Annotated in this window: 19 protein-coding genes and 1 tRNA gene; 14 read left to right on the top strand and 6 right to left on the bottom strand. The window is 62.3% G+C overall.

The annotated features are described in order from the left end of the window. Positions 1-2 precede the first annotated feature (2 nt). The 3 genes from M511_RS13685 to M511_RS13675 all read right to left on the bottom strand — a co-directional run bounded on the left by M511_RS13685 (position 3) and on the right by M511_RS13675 (position 3,373). Entirely contained in the window at positions 3-1,580 is a 1,578-nt protein-coding gene (locus M511_RS13685; RefSeq protein WP_085502475.1) for a tyrosine-type recombinase/integrase, read from the bottom strand. A gap of 90 nt (positions 1,581-1,670) precedes the next feature. Then, a tRNA-Leu gene (locus tag M511_RS13680) sits at positions 1,671-1,755 on the bottom strand. 85 nt (positions 1,756-1,840) lie between these two features. Then, positions 1,841-3,373, bottom strand: a complete 1,533-nt coding sequence (locus tag M511_RS13675; RefSeq protein WP_029372350.1) for a bifunctional ADP-dependent NAD(P)H-hydrate dehydratase/NAD(P)H-hydrate epimerase — start codon at positions 3,371-3,373, stop codon at positions 1,841-1,843. Between the two features lie 141 nt (positions 3,374-3,514). Here M511_RS13675 and M511_RS13670 point away from each other — a divergent pair, with 141 nt between their 5' ends. From M511_RS13670 to gap, 6 genes are all read left to right on the top strand, one after another. Then, positions 3,515-3,853, top strand: coding sequence for a P-II family nitrogen regulator (locus tag M511_RS13670; RefSeq protein WP_010398051.1), 339 nt, complete (start codon positions 3,515-3,517; stop codon positions 3,851-3,853). Positions 3,854-3,948: 95 nt separating this feature from the next. Further along, complete coding sequence (gene glnA / locus M511_RS13665) at positions 3,949-5,355, top strand: type I glutamate--ammonia ligase (protein WP_010398047.1); 1,407 nt, start codon at positions 3,949-3,951, stop codon at positions 5,353-5,355. 140 nt (positions 5,356-5,495) lie between these two features. Next, positions 5,496-6,812: an adenylosuccinate lyase gene (gene purB / locus M511_RS13660; RefSeq protein ID WP_085502474.1), complete on the top strand. Its 1,317-nt coding sequence runs from the start codon at positions 5,496-5,498 to the stop codon at positions 6,810-6,812. Positions 6,813-6,872: 60 nt separating this feature from the next. Further along, complete coding sequence (locus M511_RS13655) at positions 6,873-7,931, top strand: flagellar motor switch protein FliG (protein ID WP_085502473.1); 1,059 nt, start codon at positions 6,873-6,875, stop codon at positions 7,929-7,931. 260 nt (positions 7,932-8,191) lie between these two features. Beyond that, positions 8,192-8,335 (top strand): hypothetical protein, encoded by a 144-nt coding sequence (locus M511_RS13650; RefSeq protein ID WP_010398041.1) that lies wholly within the window; start codon positions 8,192-8,194, stop codon positions 8,333-8,335. Positions 8,336-8,578: 243 nt separating this feature from the next. Beyond that, entirely contained in the window at positions 8,579-9,580 is a 1,002-nt protein-coding gene (gene gap, locus M511_RS13645; RefSeq protein ID WP_010398039.1) for a type I glyceraldehyde-3-phosphate dehydrogenase, read from the top strand. A gap of 129 nt (positions 9,581-9,709) precedes the next feature. On the opposite strand, the gene M511_RS13640 is transcribed toward gap, so the two are convergent. Beyond that, the gene (locus tag M511_RS13640) at positions 9,710-10,084 is read right to left on the bottom strand and encodes an antibiotic ABC transporter (protein ID WP_240547635.1); all 375 of its coding nucleotides are present in this window, start codon (positions 10,082-10,084) and stop codon (positions 9,710-9,712) included. Positions 10,085-10,147: 63 nt separating this feature from the next. On the opposite strand from M511_RS13640, the gene pyrC reads away from it, so the two are divergent. The 8 genes from pyrC to M511_RS13600 all read left to right on the top strand — a co-directional run bounded on the left by pyrC (position 10,148) and on the right by M511_RS13600 (position 18,887). Beyond that, complete coding sequence (pyrC, locus tag M511_RS13635) at positions 10,148-11,191, top strand: dihydroorotase (RefSeq protein WP_085502472.1); 1,044 nt, start codon at positions 10,148-10,150, stop codon at positions 11,189-11,191. Further along, on the top strand, positions 11,188-11,859 hold the full coding sequence (locus M511_RS13630; protein ID WP_085502471.1) for an orotate phosphoribosyltransferase: 672 nt from the start codon (positions 11,188-11,190) through the stop codon (positions 11,857-11,859). Before pyrC ends, M511_RS13630 begins: the two co-directional genes overlap by 4 nt. 237 nt (positions 11,860-12,096) lie before the next feature. After that, on the top strand, positions 12,097-13,596 hold the full coding sequence (locus M511_RS13625) for a replicative DNA helicase (RefSeq protein ID WP_085502470.1): 1,500 nt from the start codon (positions 12,097-12,099) through the stop codon (positions 13,594-13,596). After that, positions 13,593-13,955, top strand: coding sequence for a DMT family protein (locus M511_RS13620; RefSeq protein WP_010398028.1), 363 nt, complete (start codon positions 13,593-13,595; stop codon positions 13,953-13,955). Before M511_RS13625 ends, M511_RS13620 begins: the two co-directional genes overlap by 4 nt. Positions 13,956-14,019: 64 nt before the next feature. Beyond that, positions 14,020-15,228 (top strand): multidrug effflux MFS transporter, encoded by a 1,209-nt coding sequence (locus M511_RS13615; RefSeq protein WP_010398025.1) that lies wholly within the window; start codon positions 14,020-14,022, stop codon positions 15,226-15,228. Between the two features lie 57 nt (positions 15,229-15,285). Then, complete coding sequence (locus tag M511_RS13610; protein ID WP_010398023.1) at positions 15,286-16,680, top strand: helix-turn-helix domain-containing protein; 1,395 nt, start codon at positions 15,286-15,288, stop codon at positions 16,678-16,680. Between the two features lie 439 nt (positions 16,681-17,119). After that, positions 17,120-18,400, top strand: a complete 1,281-nt coding sequence (locus M511_RS13605) for a M23 family metallopeptidase (protein WP_085502469.1) — start codon at positions 17,120-17,122, stop codon at positions 18,398-18,400. Beyond that, on the top strand, positions 18,390-18,887 hold the full coding sequence (locus M511_RS13600; protein ID WP_010398018.1) for a bactofilin family protein: 498 nt from the start codon (positions 18,390-18,392) through the stop codon (positions 18,885-18,887). Before M511_RS13605 ends, M511_RS13600 begins: the two co-directional genes overlap by 11 nt. A 53-nt stretch (positions 18,888-18,940) precedes the next feature. On the opposite strand, the gene M511_RS13595 is transcribed toward M511_RS13600, so the two are convergent. Continuing rightward, on the bottom strand, positions 18,941-19,795 hold the full coding sequence (locus M511_RS13595) for a DUF2189 domain-containing protein (protein ID WP_240547634.1): 855 nt from the start codon (positions 19,793-19,795) through the stop codon (positions 18,941-18,943). A gap of 66 nt (positions 19,796-19,861) precedes the next feature. Then, complete coding sequence (gene coaD, locus M511_RS13590; RefSeq protein WP_010398014.1) at positions 19,862-20,356, bottom strand: pantetheine-phosphate adenylyltransferase; 495 nt, start codon at positions 20,354-20,356, stop codon at positions 19,862-19,864. Between the last annotated feature and the right edge of the window lie 28 nt (positions 20,357-20,384).

The following is a 20,384-nucleotide window of genomic DNA, read 5'->3' as shown; positions in this document are numbered from 1 at the left end:
TGTTATGAAATTAATTCAAGATCGTATGCGGGCAATGCGTCAATCACACGCGCCTTGGCGATTAAGCTAACTACGCCATATCCATCGGACATATCCCTGTCAGAGTGTCCCTGAATGGCGTTCACAATTCGCATGTCGAGTCCAAGGTTACGGGCTTGCGTTTTGAGGCGATGCCTCCATGCGTGGTTAGGTTGCAGCCCCTTGGGGACAAGCTCTTGCTCATGGAGCCAAGCCGCTAGGCGCTCGGATTGCCGTTGTGCCGAACGGGCCGATTTCGCCGGATCGGTCGAGGAATTGAATAGCGGGCCATCCTTGGCAGCCTTCACATGGTCGAGGAAACCCAGGTCCAAAATCTGTTGATGAATGGGCACATCTCGGAAGTCACCCGCCTTCACCGCGCCAGCATCGGGGGTTATCCGCATTACCCATCGGTCGCCCTCTTGGAAAACATCGGCCTTCCGCAGTTGTAGAATTTCACTAATCCTTGCACCGCTAAACGCGCACAAGATGGGTGCCCATCGCTTAGCCGCGATAGTGGTTGCATGCTCGCGGATATGCCCGAACGGATCGGGTGTCGGCTGATAAACGCGCGATGCGTTCAAGATCGCCAGCGCCTCCTTGTCCGAATACCCTGGATCGCGGCTGCGCTGGCGCTTGGGCTTCGCCTGCCTGACGTTCTCGGCAACATTCTCGGACAGGCGGTCATTCTCAACAGCCCAAGCCCATAGGGTCCGAATGGTCGAAAGATAGATGCCCGCAACGGTCTTTGCGCTGATCCTGTTCAAGAGGTCGTCGCGCCATGACATAAGGTCTTTGCGCGTTACCTTGCGGGCATCGCTATGCCCGAGGAATTTTCGCAAGCTCTCGATCACCGGGCGTTGCCGCCGCCCGCCGTCCTTCATAAAGCCCGCCATGGTGCGGGCTTTCACATAATCGTTCCAGAGATTCGCAAGGCTCACCGGCTCGGGTTCGTCCTCTAGCGCCTTGGCATTGATCAACGGCGGTGAAGTAGGTCGGCCAGTAAAATCCCCTTCATCGCGCTCCACGACGCGCGCCAGAGCCTCTAGCTCGGCGCTACAGAGGGCGCGGGCGATTGTGCGCCACTCATCGGAACCAGGTTGAGCATCGACATTACCAAGGCGGCGGAAGCGTTCAACATGCTCACCAACCAAATCTTGCAAGCGGTTGTCATTAAGGCGTCCGGCAACCCCCGCGCGCAGTTCGGCAACATATAAATCATCGACATTACCGAGGCTGGCATAACGCGGGTCATTCCGTAACTGATCATCAAAGGCGATCCGTTGCTGGTAGTGCGAAATTGCTATCTGATCCGGCGCAAGTGGGTATCGCGCTGGAAGGATCGTATTGCGGCTTGATGCCGCCTTTCGTTCTGCCTGGGCGATCTGGTGCTGTAGCTGCGCCACCGCGCCAGGCAGTAACTTCATCGCGGTCCTGCGATCCGGCCCAAGGGGTGCCCGCAGTTCGGTCTTGCCGACAATGGGTCGAAGGTCTTTCGGCACCACCAGCCGGGCGAAGAATCTGCCGGATCGGTTCAAGAGGTATCGTTGTGCGCCAGCCATGGCAGGGTCCGTTTTGTAACATACTTTGTAACAGTAGAACGGACTAAGCCCAGCAAAACAAGGAATTTCTAGCGTTTGCTGGGCTTTTAATGGTGCGGGTGGAGGGACTTGAACCCCCACGCCTTGCGGCGCCAGAACCTAAATCTGGTGCGTCTGCCAGTTTCGCCACACCCGCATCCTGATCCGCGCGAACCGAAACCGGCCATCCACGGATTGGCGCCCCTCTTAGCAAAGCCGTTTTCGGCTGGCGAGAGGAAAGTTTAACAGCCAAGCATACGAAGCACCGAAGGCAGCCGCCCGGGCAGGTCCTCGGCGATCAGGCCAGGGCCAAAATCACGCGCGGCCTCGGCGTGCAGCCAGGCCCCCGTCGCCGCAGCATCAAGCGGCGGGAACCCGCGCGCCAGCAGACCGGCGATGATGCCAGACAACACATCGCCCGAGCCCGCTGTTGCAAGCCATGGCGCAGCGGCCTCTCCGACAGCGGCGGCAATGCGCGCCTCTCCCCCCGGGGTAGCGATCACCGTATCGGGCCCCTTGAGCAATACGGTGCAGCCAGCCCTCGCCGCCGCCTGTCGGACCGCGTCCAGTCGTGAAAACGCAGGACCAGTTGGGGCCGGGGCGACAAGCTGACGGGCCAGATCAGGGAATAGCCGGGCAAACTCACCTCCGTGCGGGGTCAGCACCACGCCCGGATGCAGCGCCGAAAACAGAGTTCCGGGCGCATCGGCAAAGGCGGTCAGTGCATCGGCGTCCAGCAATACCGCCCGCTGTGACGCCAGCGCCACCGGGACCAGATCGCGCGCGCGCTGAAGCCCCAGCGCCGGACCCAGAGCCAGCGCGTTGAAACGGCGATCCTCAAGCAACCGCTCCAGCCCGGCACGATCGGGGACCGGGCGCAACATCACCGCATCAAGCCGCGCCGCATTCTCGGCCAACGCGTCGGGCGGACAGGCAAGCGTCACCAGGCCCGCACCCACCCGCAACGCCGCCCGCGCCGTCAGCCGCGCTGCGCCGCCCTGCCCCGACCCTCCACCCAGAATCAGCGCGTGGCCGTGGTCGTATTTGTGGCCAGCGCGCTTTGCCAGCGCGGGCTGAGGACCAGCCAGCAGGGCAGGTCCATCCACCCCCTTCATCCACGAATCAAGACCAATATCGACAAGGCGCAACGCACCGCTAAGCTCGCCCCCCTGTGCCAGCAGATGCCCAAGCCTGGCGCGCTGAAAACTGACCGTCAGGGCCACCGCCGGCAGATCCAGCCCACCCAGCACCCGGCCACTGTCAGCGCAAAGCCCGCTAAGGATATCAACCGCGACGATGGGACAGCCACAGGCAGCAGCCAGCCGCAAAGGCGCAGCGCATTCATCAGGCAAGGGGCGCGTCAACCCGGTTCCGAAAAGCGCATCAATACACAGGGTGCCGGGCGGAAAGTCCTCGGGGCCAATATCGTCAAGCGCCGCAACCGTCCCGATCCAGCCCGCCGCCGCGGCGCGTGCATCAGGCGTCACGGGGGGCGCAAGCGCCGCCAGCCGGATCTGCCAGCCGCACGATGCCAGTTGGCGGGCGATGACATAACCGTCGCCGCCATTATTGCCCGGCCCGCAGAGAATCACCGCTCGCCCCGGCTGCTGTGCATATTCGGGCCAAAAGGTCAGAACCTCGGTCACAACACCCGCTCCGGCCCGCTCCATCAGCGCGGCTCCGGTCACGCTGGCACTGTTGATCGCGGTTCCTTCCAGCGCACGCATCTGTCGAGTCGTCAGGATCTCGCGCCGCCCGGCCATTCTGTCGCACATAATTCAGGCAACCTGCACAATAAACGGGCACATGCCCGGGATTTGCTGTCTGCATGCTGCTTTCCCCGTCAAGCCGCATGGACGCGCATCATCAAACCCGCCAATCAGGTCCCAGGCAAGTCGCGAGAGAAGGATCAGGCGATGAAGAAAGTCGAAGCCATCATCAAGCCCTTCAAACTGGACGATGTGAAAGAGGCCCTTCAGGAAGTCGGCGTGCAGGGTCTTTCGGTCACCGAGGTCAAGGGCTTCGGCCGGCAGAAAGGTCACACCGAGCTTTATCGCGGCGCGGAATATGTGGTGGACTTCCTGCCCAAGGTGAAGATCGAGATGGTCCTGCCTGACGACCTGGTCGAAGCCGCTGTGGACGCCATCATCTCGGCCGCCCGCACCGAGAAAATCGGCGATGGCAAGATCTTCATCCTGCCCGTAGAGCAGGCCATCCGCATCCGGACCGGCGAAACCGGCGACGACGCGGTCTGATCCGCGACCCCGCGCAGGATCAAAGACACGGAAATATTCAACTGGTATCCATGCCCGGCGGCGGCGCCGGTCAGACTGATGGAGGAAGGACCCAAATGACAGTCAAGGACGTTCTGGATCTGATGAAGGCGGAAGAGGTCGAATACGTCGATGTCCGCTTCACCGATCCCAAGGGCAAGCTGCAGCATGTGACCCTGGTCGCCGATCTGGTGGACGAGGACTTCTTTGAAGAAGGCTTCATGTTCGACGGCTCCTCGATCGCTGGCTGGAAATCGATCGACCAGTCCGACATGAAACTGATGCCGGACGCGTCCTCGGCCTATATCGACCCGTTCTACGCCGAAAAAACCCTGTGCCTGCACTGCAACGTGGTCGAACCGGACACCGGCGAACCCTATGCCCGCGACCCGCGCGGCACCGCCGTCAAGGCCGAAGCCTATCTGAAGTCGAGCGGCATCGGCGACACGGCCTTCTTCGGCCCCGAGGCCGAGTTCTTCCTCTTTGACGACGTGCGCTATTCGGTGACCCCACAGAAGGTCGCGTTCGAGCTCGACTCGGTCGACGCCGCCTGGAACACCGATACCGTTTACGAAGACGGCAACCTTGCCCATCGCGCGGCCCACAAGGGCGGCTATTTCCCGGTGAACCCGGTCGATGCGGCGCAGGACATCCGCGGCGAAATGCTTTCGACCATGAAGCGCATGGGCATCAAGGTCGACAAGCATCACCACGAAGTTGCGACCGCCCAGCACGAGCTGGGGATGATCTTCGGCACGCTGACCCAGCAGGCCGACAACATCCAGAAATACAAATACGTCATCCACAACGTCGCTGCCGCCTATGGCAAGACCGCGACCTTCATGCCCAAGCCGATGAAAGGCGACAACGGCTCGGGGATGCACGTCAACATGTCGATCTGGAAAGACGGCAAGCCGCTGTTCGCCGGCGACAAATATGCTGATCTTAGCCAGGAAGCCCTGTGGTTCATCGGCGGGATCCTCAAGCACGCCAAGGCCCTGAACGCGCTGACCAACCCCTCGACCAACAGCTATAAGCGGCTGATCCCGGGCTTTGAAGCTCCGGTTCTGCGCGCCTACTCGGCCCGCAACCGCTCGGGCTGCGTGCGTATCCCGTGGACGGAATCGCCGAAAGCCAAGCGCGTCGAGGCCCGCTTCCCCGATCCGGCCGCCAACCCCTATCTGGCCTTTGCCGCGCTGCTGATGGCCGGCCTGGACGGCATCAAGAACAAGATCGACCCGGGCCCGGCCTCGGACAAGGACCTCTACGACCTGCCGCCCGAAGAACTGGCTGAAATCCCGACGGTCTGCGGCAGCCTGCGCGAAGCGCTGGAAGAGCTGGAAAAGGACATGGACTTCCTGCTCGCCGGGGATGTCTTCACCCGCGATCAGCTGGAAGGCTATATCAAGCTGAAGTGGGAAGAGGTCTATGCCTATGAGCATACGCCCCACCCCATCGAATACGCGATGTATTACAGCTGCTGATCCGTTTTCGGGACAGTGACAGGGAAAGCCGCCTCTTGGGGCGGCTTTTTTCCATCAGGGCCGGCGCGGACCCTCGCCAGCCCGTGGTTGCGGGGCGGGGGCCTTGCCGCTAAAAGCCCGGCAAACATCAGGAGCCCCGCATGATCCCCCGCTATGCCCGCCCCGAAATGGTCGCCATCTGGTCGCCCGAAACCAAGTTCCGCATCTGGTACGAGATCGAGGCCCATGCCTGCGACGCCCAGGCCGATCTGGGTGTGATCCCGCGCGAGAATGCCGAGGCCGTCTGGAAAGCAAAAGACGTCGAATTCGACGTCGCCCGCATCGACGAGATCGAGGCGGTGACCAAGCATGACGTGATCGCCTTTCTGACCCATCTGGCCGAGCATATCGGCGCCGAAGAGGCGCGCTTTGTCCATCAGGGCATGACCAGTTCGGACGTGCTCGACACCACGCTGAATGTACAGCTGGTCCGGGCGGCGGACATCCTGCTGGCCGATATGGACAAGGTTCTGGCTGCGCTGAAAAAGCGCGCCTATGAACATAAGGACACCGTGCGTATCGGTCGCAGCCATGGCATCCATGCCGAGCCGACCACCATGGGCCTGACCTTTGCCCGCTTTTATGCCGAAATGGCCCGGGGGCGCGAACGCCTGCAACGCGCCCGCGAAGAGGTCGCAACCGGCGCGATCTCGGGCGCAGTCGGGACCTTTGCCAATATCGACCCGCACGTCGAAGAACATGTCTGCGCGCAGATGGGCCTGCGCCCCGAGCCGATCTCGACCCAGGTCATCCCGCGCGACCGCCACGCGATGTTCTTTGCCACGCTGGGCGTCATCGCCAGCTCGATCGAAAACATCGCCATCGAAATCCGCCACATGCAGCGTACCGAGGTGCTTGAGGCCGAAGAGTTTTTCAGCCCCGGCCAGAAAGGCTCGTCGGCGATGCCGCACAAGCGCAACCCGGTGCTGACTGAAAACCTGACCGGCCTTGCCCGGCTGGTGCGCATGGCCGTGATCCCCGCGATGGAGAACGTCGCCCTTTGGCATGAACGCGACATCAGCCATTCCTCGGTCGAGCGTGGTATCGCCCCCGACGCCACCATCACGCTGGACTTTGCCCTGAACCGGCTTGCCGGCGTGGTCGAGAAACTGGTTATCTACCCCGAAAACATGTTGAAAAACCTTAACAAGTTCAAAGGACTGGTTATGTCTCAACGCGTTCTTCTGGCACTGACCCAGGCCGGTGTCAGCCGAGAGGACGCCTATCGGCTGGTCCAGCGAAACGCCATGAAAGTCTGGGAACAGGGTGCCGATTTCAAGACCGAGCTGCTGTCTGATCCCGAAGTGACCGCCGCACTGAGCCCGGCCGAGATCGAAGAGAAGTTCGACCTTGGCTATCACACCAAGCACGTGGACACGATCTTTGCCCGCGTTTTCGAAGAAAACGGCGCCCATTAACCCGCAGTTTGTCTTTTGCTGTCAGATTGCCCCCGAAGGTTATGGAATCGGGGGCAATTCATGGGCGTTCCGGCTATCGGGACGGCGGGTCTAAGCCCGCGGCAAAAGGCAGCGGTGATCGTACGGCTGGTTCTGGCCGAGGGCGAGGACATCGACCTTGCCCGGCTGCCGCAGGACTTGCAGACAGTGCTGGCTCAGGAAATGGCCCTGATGGGGGTCATCGACAAGCAGACGCGTGACGCCATCGTCGCCGAATTCTGCGACCATCTGGAATCGGTGGGCCTGTCTTTCCCGGGCGATATCGACGGGACGCTGGCGCTTCTTGACGGCCACCTGTCGCCCGACACCACCGACCGCTTGCGGCGGCTTGCCGCCCTGAACGGCACGGGCGACCCCTGGGACCGCATCGCCACATTGACGCCCGAGGTGTTGGCCGAGCTTGCCCGGACCGAGGCGCCCGAAATCGCAGCGGTGATGTTTTCTAAACTGCCGGTTCCGCGGGCGGCCGAGGTCTTTGCCCTGCTGGACCCGGCCCTGGCCCGGCGTATCGCCTATACGATGTCGCTGACCGGCGGCATCAGGGCTGATGCGCTGCAACGGATCGGGCGGGCCCTGATCCAGGCGGTCGACGCCCTGCCCCGCCCGGCTATCGAGGGCAAGGCCGATGAAAAGGTCGGCGCTATCCTGAACTTTTCTCCCTCGCGCATGCGCGACAGCGTACTGGCCGGGCTCGAGGATGATGATGCCGCCTTTGCCGGAGAGGTACGCAAGACCATCTTTACCTGGTCGCATATCCCGCGCCGCATTGATCCCCGCGATATTCCCCGCGTCACGCGCGAAGTGGACAATGCCGTGCTGATCAAGGCACTGGCGGGCGCGCCCGAGGATGCGCGCGCTACAGTCGATTTCCTGCTTGGCGGACTGCCTTCACGGCTGGCAGAATCGCTGCGCGACGAAATGGAAACCGTTGGTAAGGTTTCAGCGCAGGATGCAGAAGAGGCGATGGATCAGGTCGTCCTCGCTATCCGGCAGATGGAAGCTTCGGGCGATCTGTTCCTGATCTCGCAGGAAGAACAGGACGATGGTCAGGAGACCGAAACAACCGAACCCTCTGCATGATCGCGCCAGGCAAATGAGCAAGCCAAAGCACCGAACGGGCATATGTCGCGCGGCATCCGCCAAGGTTGATACCGAAACCCCACCGCATCGCAGGGACGATCAGAACCGTCTCTGCAAGACGCCAGATCCCGACCTCGGGGGGAAACCAAACCGGGGCTTGCCTGCCAGAGGCGGCTGCCCTAGCAGAAGGGCGCGGCGTCCGTGCGGGCTCACACCATGGGGCAGAGAACGCGGACAGGAACAATCGCGGAAGGTATGGCATGACCAATCAGATCGCACTGGTGCTGGGGCTGTTGATCATCGGCCTTTTCGCGGTGGATGCGCTGTTTCTTCATTGGGGCCTGCCGGTGTTTTTGGGAAAACAGCTCGTCAGCCTGATCGAATATCTCAGCTTCTGGCGTTAGACGCCGCGCCGGGGCGATTCGTTCCATCTGCTTCCAATCGGGCGGCGGGCCGCATGAATGGGCATGGCTGCGTCCCTTTCCGCGCCTCTTCAGCAACAGGTCTTGCGACCTTGTGCAGAGATTTCGCGCCACGGCATCGGATTTTCGGCTGGGTTAGCGCCCCCATTGGTTTCTGGCATTTGCATTTACCCGGCAATGCGGGCTATTTGCAGCCCGCAACATCATCAGCGGCGGAGGACACACATGGCTGTCAAGGTGGCGATCAACGGTTTTGGCCGGATCGGTCGGAACGTGCTGCGCGCGATCATTGAATCGGGGCGCAATGATATCGAGGTCGTGGCGATCAACGACCTGGGTCCGGTCGAAACCAACGCGCATCTGCTGCGCTATGACTCGGTCCATGGCCGTTTCCCTGCCGAGGTCAAGGTCTCAGGCGACTCGATCGACGTCGGCCGCGGCCCGATCAAGGTCACCGCGATCCGCAACCCGGCCGAGCTGCCCTGGGGCGACATCGACGTCATCATGGAATGCACCGGCATCTTTGCGTCGAAAGAAAAGGTGCAACCGCACCTGTCGACCGGCGCCAAGCGGGTGCTGATCTCGGCCCCCGGCGACAATGCCGACAAGACCATCGTCTTTGGCGTCAACCACGACACGCTGACCAAGGACGACCTCGTCGTCTCGAACGCCAGCTGCACCACCAACTGTCTGTCGCCGGTCGCCAAGGTGCTGAATGACAGCATCGGCATCGTCCGCGGCTTTATGACCACGATCCACAGCTACACCGGCGACCAGCCGACGCTGGACACCATGCACAAGGACCTTTACCGCGCCCGCGCCGCCGCGCTGTCGATGATCCCGACCTCGACCGGCGCTGCCAAGGCCGTGGGCCTGGTGCTGCCCGAACTCAAAGGCAAGCTGGACGGCGTCGCAATCCGCGTGCCGACCCCCAACGTCTCGGTCGTGGACCTTGTCTTTGAAGCCAGCCGCGACACCTCGGTCGAGGAAATCAACGCCGCGATCCGCGCCGCTGCTGACGGCCCGCTGAAAGGCATCCTTGGCTATACCGAAGAAAAGCTGGTTTCGTCGGACTTCAACCACGATCCGCACAGCTCGGTCTTCCACATGGATCAGACCAAGGTGATGGAAGGCAAGCTTTGCCGCATCCTGACCTGGTACGACAACGAATGGGGCTTCTCGAACCGTATGTCGGATACTGCGGTCGCCATGGGCAAGCTGATCTGAGGATTGTCGGCCAGCGTCGGACAACCGTCGCAGGTCAGCCTGAAAAGATGGAACGCGCCCGACATAACTGGGCGCGTTTTTCATTTTCGCGTCTCATCATGCCCGGCCAGGAATCGGGCAGGGCCAGGATCAGTTTTTGCGTGACAGGCGGCGCATATTCGCCCGCGTGCGCCGACGATACGGCAACAGCGCCGCCGCCATGACCCGATCCGCGCGCTCGCCCCGTCCGGCCGCACGCAACGCTGCATGTAGCGCCTCGGATGCGGCATTGGCTTTTTCCATCACCATACGCTGAGGCTCAGAGGCATCTTGCGGCACCATGCCCATCAGCCCGGCCGTGCGCAATGCGATGACCATCTGTGCCTCCCAGGTCATGCGCGCCATCTGCTGCCAAAGCTGCAGCGTCTGCATCGCCGACCTATTCATCATTCCGAAACCCATCACGACTTCCTCTGAAACAGCGGGTAGGCAGAAAAATTTGCTCCTATCGCGGGCAAAAGCCAAGAGGTTCCTTGCAGCCGCCTTTGCCCTATGGCCATGAAGCCGCACCCGGTATAGAGGGGAATCATGACCACATCCGTAACTATCCGACGCCCCGACGACTGGCATCTGCATCTGCGCGACGGCGCCATGCTGCAGGCAGTGGCTTCTTTTTCCGGCCATTTTGGCCGGGCGATCATCATGCCGAATCTGGTGCCGCCGGTGGTGACCGGCGCGCAGGCTGCAGCCTATCGCGACCGTATCCAGGCGGCGCTGCCGGGAAAAGTGACGTTACGTCCCTTGATGACGCTTTATCTGACCGAGGCCACCGATCCCGCCGACGTGGTTGCGGCCCACGCGCAGGGAATCATCTCGGCGGTCAAGCTGTATCCGGCCGGGGCAACGACCAATTCTGCCTCGGGCGTGCGCGATTTCGACAAGGTGCGCCCTGTCCTGGACGCCATGGCCGAGGCGGGAATTCCCCTGCTTTTCCATGGCGAGGTCACCGATCCGTCAGTGGATATATTCGACCGCGAGGCGGTGTTCATCGACCGCGTTCTTGACCCGATCCGCCGCGCCACCCCCGGCCTGCGTGTGGTGATGGAACATATCACCACCTCGGACGGGGTTGATTACGTCCTGGGCAACGAGAGTATCGGCGCGACCATCACCACCCACCACCTGATCATCAACCGCAACCATATCCTCGCAGGGGGTATCCGGCCGCATTACTATTGCCTGCCCGTCGCCAAGCGCGAAACCCACCGGCTGGCGTTGCGCAAGGCGGCGACCTCGGGTGATGGGCGTTTCTTCCTTGGCACCGACTCGGCGCCGCACCCTGACCGCGCCAAGGAATCGGCCTGCGGTTGCGCCGGCTGCTTTACCGCCCCGAACACCATGTCGATCCTTGCACAAGTGTTCGAGGAGGAGGGAGCGCTTGAGCAGCTTGAGGCCTTTACCTCGCTCAATGGCGCAGCTTTCTACGGCATTGCCCCGAATGAGGACCGCATCCGGCTGGTCCGGCGCGACACCCCTGCCGAATACCCCACCCATATCCCCGCCGGAGACGAGACCGTCACCGTCTTTGACCCCGGCTTCCCGCTTTACTGGCACGTTGAGGACCCCGCATGACCCTGCCCTTTCCCCCGCATGAGGAAATCGCCCGGCTGACCGCGCGCATGCTGCTGGAGATCAAGGCGGTTCATTTCAACGCCGCCGAGCCCTTTACCTATGCTTCGGGGCTGAAGGGGCCGACCTATATCGATTGCCGCAAGCTGATCAGCTTTCCGCGCATCCGCTCGACGCTGATGGATTTCATGGCCGCGACCGTACTGCGCGAGGCCGGTTTTGCCGCCTTTGATAACGTCGCCGGGGGTGAGACGGCGGGCATCCCCTTTGCCGCATGGGTCGCCGAACGGCTTGAACTGCCGATGACCTATGTGCGCAAAAAGCCCAAAGGCTATGGCCGCAACGCCCGGATCGAAGGGGCGATGACCGAAGGCCAGCGCGTGCTTCTGGTCGAGGATCTGACCACCGACGGCGGCTCGAAGCTAAGCTTTGTCGATGCCATCCGCGAAACCGGCGCGACCTGCGGGCATACGGCAGTGGTGTTTTACTACGACATCTTCCCCGAGACCGAGCAGCGTTTGGCCGATCATGGCGTCAAGCTGCACTATCTCTGCACCTGGTGGGACGTGCTGGCCGAGGCCAAAGCGCAAGGTTTTTACGACGCCGGAACGCTGGCCGAGGTCGAGAAATTCCTGACCGATCCGCGTGCCTGGCAGGCAGCCCACCCCTGATCCGGCACGGTCGCCTGACGGTACCGCCGGAATAACTCTTCGTCAAAAAACCGGGTTGGCGCCCATCAGCGCCAGCCCGGTGCGGGTTTTTCTGCTATACCAGTAACCAGTTGCCCCTTTCGTTAGCGCAGGGGGCGGCTTTTCGCCTAGCCTTGGCCGGCCCTACAACGCCGTAGACCCGGCCCTTCATAAGGTGGATAACGATGCCCACCGAGTCGAATATCCGGAGCTGATGGGATGAGCGAGTTACGCGCCGTTGAGATCAGAAAGCCCGGCGAAATCGCCGAGGCCGCAGCCGAGCAAGCAGTACCGTTCTCGATCGAGGCCGAGCAGCAGCTTCTTGGCGCGCTCCTGACCAATAACGAGGTTTATGACCACGTTTCGCGCATCGTTCAGGCCAAGCATTTCTACGACCCTGTCCACCGCCGCATCTATGAAATCTGCGCCGAGCGCATCGCCCGCAACGCGCTGGCCAGCCCGGTGACCATCAAGGCGTTCATGGAACATGACGCCGGGCTTAAGGAACTGGGCGGACCGGCCTATCTGGCCCGTCTTGCCGGAGCGGCGATCTCATCCCACGCCGCGCGCGACTATGCGCAAATGATCCGGGAATTCGCCCTGCGGCGCGAGCTGATCTCGCTGGGGCAGGATATCTCGTCCCGCGCGGCGACCATCGCAGTCGATGATTCCGCCGAAGAGCAGATCAAAGAGGCCGAGCAGGTGCTTTACAAGCTCGGCGAACAGGGCGTGGCCGAGCGTGGTTTCCAAAGCTTCCTTGCCGCGGTGACGGGCGCGCTGAACGCCGCCAATGCCGCTTTCAGCCGTGGCGGCGGGCTGTCGGGCATTTCGACCGGGCTGATCGACCTTGACCACAAGATGGGCGGGTTGAACCGTTCGGACCTGATCATCCTTGCCGGGCGGCCCTCGATGGGGAAAACCTCGCTGGCAACCAACATTGCCTTTAACGTCGCGCGGGCGCATCGGCTGGGCGAACTGCCCGACGGCACCCATGGCACGGTTGCGGGCGGTGTCGTCGGCTTCTTCAGCCTTGAGATGTCGGCCGAGCAGCTCGCCGCACGTATCCTTTCCGAGGCCGCCGAAGTACCAAGCGAGGCGATCCGCCGCGGCGACATGACCGAGGATGAGTTTCGCCGCTTTGTCAAAGCAGCCCACGATCTGCAAAACTGCCCGCTTTACATCGACGACACCCCGGCGCTGCCGATCAACCAGCTTGCCGCCCGTGCCCGCAAGCTTAAGCGCACCATGGGGCTGGATCTGCTGATCGTCGACTATTTGCAACTGCTGCGCGCCACCTCGGCCAAGGACAGCCGCGTCAATGAGGTGAGCGAGATCACCCAGGGCCTAAAGGCTGTCGCCAAAGAGCTGGACATCCCCGTCATCGCCCTGTCGCAGCTGTCCCGTCAGGTCGAGTCGCGCGACGACAAGCGCCCACAGCTTTCTGACCTGCGCGAATCCGGCAGTATCGAACAGGACGCTGATATCGTCATGTTCGTCTTCCGCGAGGAGTATTACCGCGAGCGCGAAAAGCCCGCCGATCACGATCTGGACAAGATGGCCTCCTGGCAACAGATCATGGAGGCCTGCCATGGCAAAGCCGAAGTGATCATCGGCAAGCAGCGCCACGGTCCCATCGGCACGGTCGAGCTGTCCTTTGAGGGCCGCTTCACCCGCTTTGGCAATCTGGAAAAAAACCGCAGTTGGGACCGGTCTGAATGAACCTGCCCGTCTCTGTGACGACGATCGGTCTGCTGACCGCATCAAACCTGTTCATGACGGTCGCCTGGTACGGGCATCTGAAGTTCAAGGCCACGCCCCTTTTTCTGGTCATTCTGATCAGCTGGGGCATTGCCTTTTTCGAATATGTCCTGCAGGTGCCCGCAAACCGTATCGGCTACGGCCATTTCAGCGCCGCCCAGCTAAAGACCATCCAAGAGGTGATCAGCCTGTCGGTCTTTGTGCTGTTTTCTTGGGTGTGGCTTGGCGAAAAGCTGACCTGGAACGTGGCGGCGGGCTTTGCCTGCATCTGTCTTGGCGCCTTTCTGATCTTTCACAATTTCGGCGGTTCGGGCCATTAAATCTGACAGGGCCGTGTCAAACAGCCGATTGCCTTTGCCCGCCTAGAGGGGCAAAGGTGCGTGCATGAACAGCATGGCTTCCCCCAGCCCGCGCCGTCCCAGCATTCTGACCCTGGTCTCGATCTCGGCGGCGGGCGCCCTTTCGATGAATATCTTCCTGCCCTCGCTGCCGGCCATGGCGCGGGATTTTGGCGTGGAATACGGCTTCATGCAGCTTTCCGTCTCGGCCTTTCTTGGGGTCAGCGCGGTGCTGCAGCTGCTTTGCGGCCCGATCAGCGACCGCTTTGGCCGCCGCCCTGTCGTGCTTGGATCGTTTGCGATCTTTCTGCTTGCGACTATCGGGGCGCTGCTTGCACCGACTGCGGGCTGGTTCATGCTGTTCCGGCTAATTCAGGCGGTGGTGACCACCGGCTTTGTCATCAGCCGCGCCGTGGTGCGCGACATGGTCCCGGCTGAACAGGCCGCCAGCATGATCGGCTATGTGACCATGGGCATGTCGCTGGTGCCGATGGTTGCGCCCACGCTTGGTGGTATCCTGGACGAAACCCTGGGTTGGCGCGCCAGCTTTGTCGCGATGGGTCTGGCCGGGTTTGCCGTCATGACGCTATGCGCGGTCGACCTTAAGGAAACCGCGCGCAGCGGGGGGGTGCCGCTGGCCCAGCAGCTGGTGACCTATCCAATCCTTGCCCGCTCGCGCCGGTTCTGGGGCTATGCGCTGACTGCGACGCTTAGCGCCGGCTCGTTCTACGCCTATCTCGGCGGCGCGCCCTTCGTCGGGCAGGTGGTGCTGCATCTTTCACCGGCCGAGGTCGGCTATTGGTTCGCCGGCCCCTCTATCGGCTATGCGCTGGGGAATTTCCTGTCCGCGCGCTATTCGACCCGGATCGGCATGAACCGGATGATCCTTGCCGGAGCGGTGATCTGTTCTGCCTTCCTGACCGCAGCTTTGGTGGTCGATATGCTGGGCGGGCTGACACCGCTGGTCTTTTTCGGCTCGGTCGCCTTTATGGGCCTGGGCAATGGCATGCTGCTGCCGAACGCCAATGCCGGAATGATGAGCGTGCGGCCCGAGCTTGCCGGCACGGCCAGCGGGCTTGGTGGCTCGATGGCCGTTGCAGGCGGGGCGGGACTGGCCGCGCTGGCCGGGATGCTGCTTGACGCTCAATCGGGCGCAGTGCCGCTGTTGACGATCATGGCGGGCTCGGCCATCGCCTCGATCGGCTTCATCATTTGGGTGATGATCCGTGAAAGACAGGTCATCTCGGGCGGCTGACCCTCTTGCCGGAACACCTTTGCAAAGCGTATTGGTTGCTTTGCAAAGAGGAGTCCCATGGCCACGCAAAAGATCTATGCTGGCGTTGCCCTGCGCGAAACCCGCGCACGCGCGGGCCTGACCCAGCGCACCTTCGCCGACCGGCTGGGCGTGTCGCTGCCCTATCTGTCGCAGATGGAAAACAACCATCGCCCGGTTTCGGCCGGGGTGCTGCTGAAGCTCGCGTCGGAATTCTCGGTCGATCTGGGTGCGATGGCGGTGGGTGATGCCGAACGCATGGTCATGGATATGGCCGAGGCGCTGGCTGATCCGCTGTTCGACTCGCCTCCGCCCCGCGCCGATCTGCGACTTGCCGCAACCAATGCGCCAGCGTTGGCACGCGCGTTTCTGGACCTTTACCGCGCCCACCGCGAGGGGCAGGAACGACTGGCGGCCCTGGACGAGGCGCTTGGCGCCGGAGCGCAAAACGCCACCCCCTCACCTTGGGAAGAGGTGCGGGATTTCTTTCACTACTGCGACAATTACATCGACGCGGTGGACCGCGCGGCCGAGCATTTCGCCCGCATTCGCCCCGAGCTGCGCCCGCTTGACCGCGCTATCGCCGCACTGGCCGAACGCGGGATCGAGGTCACCATGGCCGAGCTTGGCAGCGCCCCGGTCTATCTGCGCGAAGGCAAACGAGTCACGCTGAACGCCGCCGCCGAACCCGCGACACAGGCCTTTCAGCTATTGCACCTGCTGGCGCTGGAAACGCGTGGTGACCTGCTTGAAGCGACGCTGGAGCTTGCGCGCTTCCGCAGCACCTCGGCCCGCGACATCGCGCGACTGGGGCTGGCGAACTATTTCGCCGGGGCCGCAATGATGCCCTATGCGCGCTTTTTGCAAACCGCGCGGGCCGAGCGTCACGACCTCGAAAGGCTGGCCCATCTGTTCCACGCCTCGCTTGAGCAGGTCGCCCATCGCCTCTCTACCCTGCAACGCGGCGGAGATCGCGGCGTGCCGTTCTTTTTCGTCCGCGTCGATCAGGCTGGCACGATCACCAAGCGCCATTCGGCCACCCGGATGCAGTTTGCCCGTTTCGGCGGCGCCTGCCCGCTGTGGAATGTGCATCAGGCGTTCGAGACCCCGGGCCGTTTCCTGCGCCAGCTGGCCGAAACACCGGACGGCAAGCGCTATCTGCTGCTCGCACGCGATGTCTCGAAACCCGGCGGGGCCTTTGGCGCGCCCGTCCGGCGCTTTGCCATCGGGCTGGGATGCGAGATCAGCCATGCGCGCGAGATGGTCTATGCAGACGGGCTGGATATCGGGAACCCGCAGCTTTTTGAACCGATTGGGGTGTCATGCCGCATCTGCCCACGGTCGAACTGCCACCAACGGTCAGTGCCTCCGGTGGACCGCCATATCCGCATCCCGCAGGATCGGCCCGGCCCCCTGCCCTATGAGATCGCCTGAACCGGCGAAAACGCCGAAACCCTGCACTGGTTCCGTCAAAAATTTAGGTCGCCGGGCAGAATCAGTGCTGGCCATCGTGCCCGATCCGATGCCGGGGACGGCTGGTGCCCGGCGAACAGTCGGGATGGCGAGCCTGTGGCAAAACCACCCATGCAATTTCATCGGTCCCGGCAAAAATTCAGCAATCGCAGTAATATACAGCGATTCCATCTCGTTATCAGCAAAACCCAGATTCTCTATCTAAGGTTGCAAGATTTCACCGCACCACCACCGGCGGATATCCACCTGCACCCGCCCGGCGTATCGGCATCAATCCGCCCAAACCCTGCCTAAGCGGCCCGCCCCTGTTGCGCTTTGAGCACAGGTCGGATTTATCCCTGCCCAGCCAAGACCAAAACTGCCCCTGCAGCACGGTCGGAACAACAATGGACCTGGGACATTGCGCATCACCCGTCGCCTGAATTCGGTGCTTGAACGCTGGCTGCCAGAGCAGCGCCTTTTTCTCAAATCGGACAAGAGCACCCGTTTTCTGCGACTGCGGCCCGCAACCCAACTTGCCGCGATCGGCGGTATCACCCTGGTTTTTGGCTGGTCGATCGTCGCCAGCTCTATCCTTGTCATTGATGCGATTGCCCCCAGCGGGGCGCGTAATGGCGCAGTGCATAGCCAGTCCACACTTGAGGCGCGGCTGACCGATCTTTCGGCCGAACGTGATCGCCGTGCCGCCGAAGCTGTGGCAGCGCAGAACCGCTTTGCCGTCGCGCTGGATCAGGTCTCGCGCATGCAATCGCTGCTTCTGGAATCCGAGGCGCAGCGGCGTGAGCTGGAAACCGGCCTCGACGCCGTTCACGCCAGCCTGCAACAGGCCGTAAAGGCCAGCCGCGAGGCTAACGCCGCCAACAGTGAAGCAGCACCCGTCCGCACCGCCGAGTTGCAGGCCGCCCTGGACATCCTTGCCGGTGAGCTGGAGCAGGCCGCCAACGCCCGCGCCGATGCCGTGCAGCAGGCCGAGGACGCGCGCCGCGTGGCCGATGCGCTTGCATTAGAGCGTGACCAGATCGTTGCCCGGAACGATCAGATCCTTTCGCAGCTGGAAGACGCTGTCAGTGTCTCCGTCAAACCGCTTGACGACATGTTCCGCAGCGTTGGCATGAACCCGGACGAGGTCCTGCGCAAAGTCCGTCAGGGCTATTCCGGCCAGGGCGGCCCCCTGAACCCGGTCAGCTATTCGTCCAGCGGCAATGCCGCCATTACTCAGGGCGAGGCCAAGGCGAACGAGATCCTGATCACGCTGGATCAGATGAACAGCTATCGTATCGCCGTCGAAAAAATGCCGCTGGCGATGCCGGTCAAATCGGCCTTTCGCTATACCTCGCCCTTTGGCCGCCGCTGGGGCCGCTCGCATGAGGGCATCGACATGGCCGCTCCGGTCGGAACGCCGGTTTATGCGACAGGCGAAGGCACGGTCATCTTTGCCGGCTGGCAGCGCGGCTATGGCAACCTGATCAAGATCCAGCATGAGCTGGGCACCGAAACCCGCTTTGGCCATTTGTCCAAGATTCGGGTCAAGGTTGGCCAAAAGGTATCGCGCGGCAGCTTGATCGGTGATATGGGCAATACCGGCAGATCGACCGGCTCGCATCTTCATTACGAAGTTCGCGTGAACGGCCGTGCCGTGGACCCTATGCGATTCATCAAGGCAGCCCAGAATGTTTTCTAAGACCCGTGTTACCGAACCAGGCCCCCGTACCCAGCCTACGCCCGAGCCCGAACCCGCGCGCGTCGACACGAGTTACGATATCCCCGCGACCACTGCGCGCACGCGCACGCCGCCTTCGGTGCTGGCGGCGGACCTGACGGTCACCGGCAATATCCAGACCCAAGGTGACATTCAGGTCGAGGGCACCGTGGAAGGCGATATCCGCGCCCATCAACTGGTCGTCGGCGAAAGCGCCACCATCCGTGGGGAAATCGTCGCCGAAGAAGTGGTGGTGAACGGCCGTGTCGTTGGCCGCGTCCGCGGGCTGAAAGTTCGCCTGACCGCCACTGCGCGGGTCGAAGGCGACATCATCCATAAGACCATCGCGATCGAATCCGGGGCCCATTTCGAAGGTTCGGTCCAGCGTCAAGAGGACCCATTGGCCAATGGCGTGACGCCGAAGCTGGCGCCGCCCGTCGCGCGCCCGGTTAGCGACGATTCAGAATAAAAGGTCTGTTCGACCTGTGACCGGATCCTGGGCGGCCCATTGGCCGCCCTTTCTCACTCCCAAGCGTCGTCCGGCATCAGCCGCCGGTACATGTGCCAGCTTGCGTGACCCAGCACCGGTAGCGCGACAAACAGCCCCAGAAACAGCGGCAGGATCGCGGCAAACAGCAGCCCGGCGATCACCAGAGCCCAGACCAGCATGACCGGAAAATTGACCGCCACCGCCTGAAAGCTGGTGATGATGGCCGAGATAAGGTCCACCTCACGATCAAGGATCAGCGGCAGCCCGACCACAGAGATCGAGAAAAGCAGCGCAGCCAGCCCGCCTCCGACCAGCGTGCCGGTGGCCAGCATCGCAAGCCCCCGTCCCTGCAACACCGCCTCGGCAGATGAGGAGATATTTGTCAGCGCCGATGCGCCCATGAACAGGGCAAAGATGGTATGGGCAGCAAAGACCCAGAACATAAAGAGCAGTAGGATCACCATGGCCATTGAGGGAATCTGCCGGTCTTTTTGCGCGATGACCACCGCCACCACCTCGCGCCAGATCAGCGGCTGGTCCGCCTCGATCCGGCGGCTGACCTCATAAAGCCCCACAGCAGCAAAGGGCGCGATCAGGGGAAACCCGACGATAAAGGGGATAAGCCACCATTCCCGTCCTGCAGCCATGGTTACGGCGGACAGGACCAGCCCGCCCGCGACGTAAAAGGCAGCAAACAGCAGCCCAAAGGCCGGAGCACGCCGGAAATCCCGCCAGCCCTCAGCCAGGGCCGCAGGGATGGCCTCGAACCCGACCACAGCAGGCAATGGAATTTCATCCGGGCCGGGATCCGGTGCGGGATCAGGCAGCGGCGACCGCCCCGGTTCGGGGATCGGGATGGGAATGGGCTTTGGTTCCGAATCGTGCATGGCCAACCGCTCCTCCGTCGCCTGGACAAAGGTTAGCAGGCCAAACATAAAGAAACAGCAAAAGCCTTAGCGCGTGAACCGGCCGACCAGCGCATCCCGGACAGAGGGCGAGACGAATTTCGATACGTCCCCGCCCAACCGGGCGATTTCCTTGACCAGCTTTGACGCAATCGCCTGACGGCGGGCATCGGCCATCAGAAAGACGGTTTCGATGCTGTCGTCCATGGCCCGGTTCATACCGACCATCTGGAATTCATATTCGAAATCGGCCACTGCCCGCAGACCGCGGACGATCACTTTGGCCCCCACATCGCGGGCGCAATCAATGAGCAGGTTTTCAAAGGGATGGACGACAATCTCACCGCCACGCTGGGCTACGATGCGGTCACATTCCTCGCGCACCATGGCGACGCGATCTTCCAGCTCGAACAGCGGTCCCTTGTCGCGGTTGATGGCAACGCCGATCACCAGCCTGTCCACCAGTTCCAGCGCGCGCTGAATAATATCGAGATGTCCCAAGGTGATAGGATCGAAGGTGCCGGGGTATAGCCCGATGCGCATGAAAAGGTCCTTCTCCTCGCCTGATGCC

Source organism: Paracoccus sp. J56 (genome assembly GCF_019633685.1).
Taxonomy (GTDB): domain Bacteria; phylum Pseudomonadota; class Alphaproteobacteria; order Rhodobacterales; family Rhodobacteraceae; genus Paracoccus; species Paracoccus kondratievae.
The sequence above is the reverse complement of the archived record's forward strand: the minus strand, read 5'-3'. Positions and strand labels throughout refer to the sequence as shown.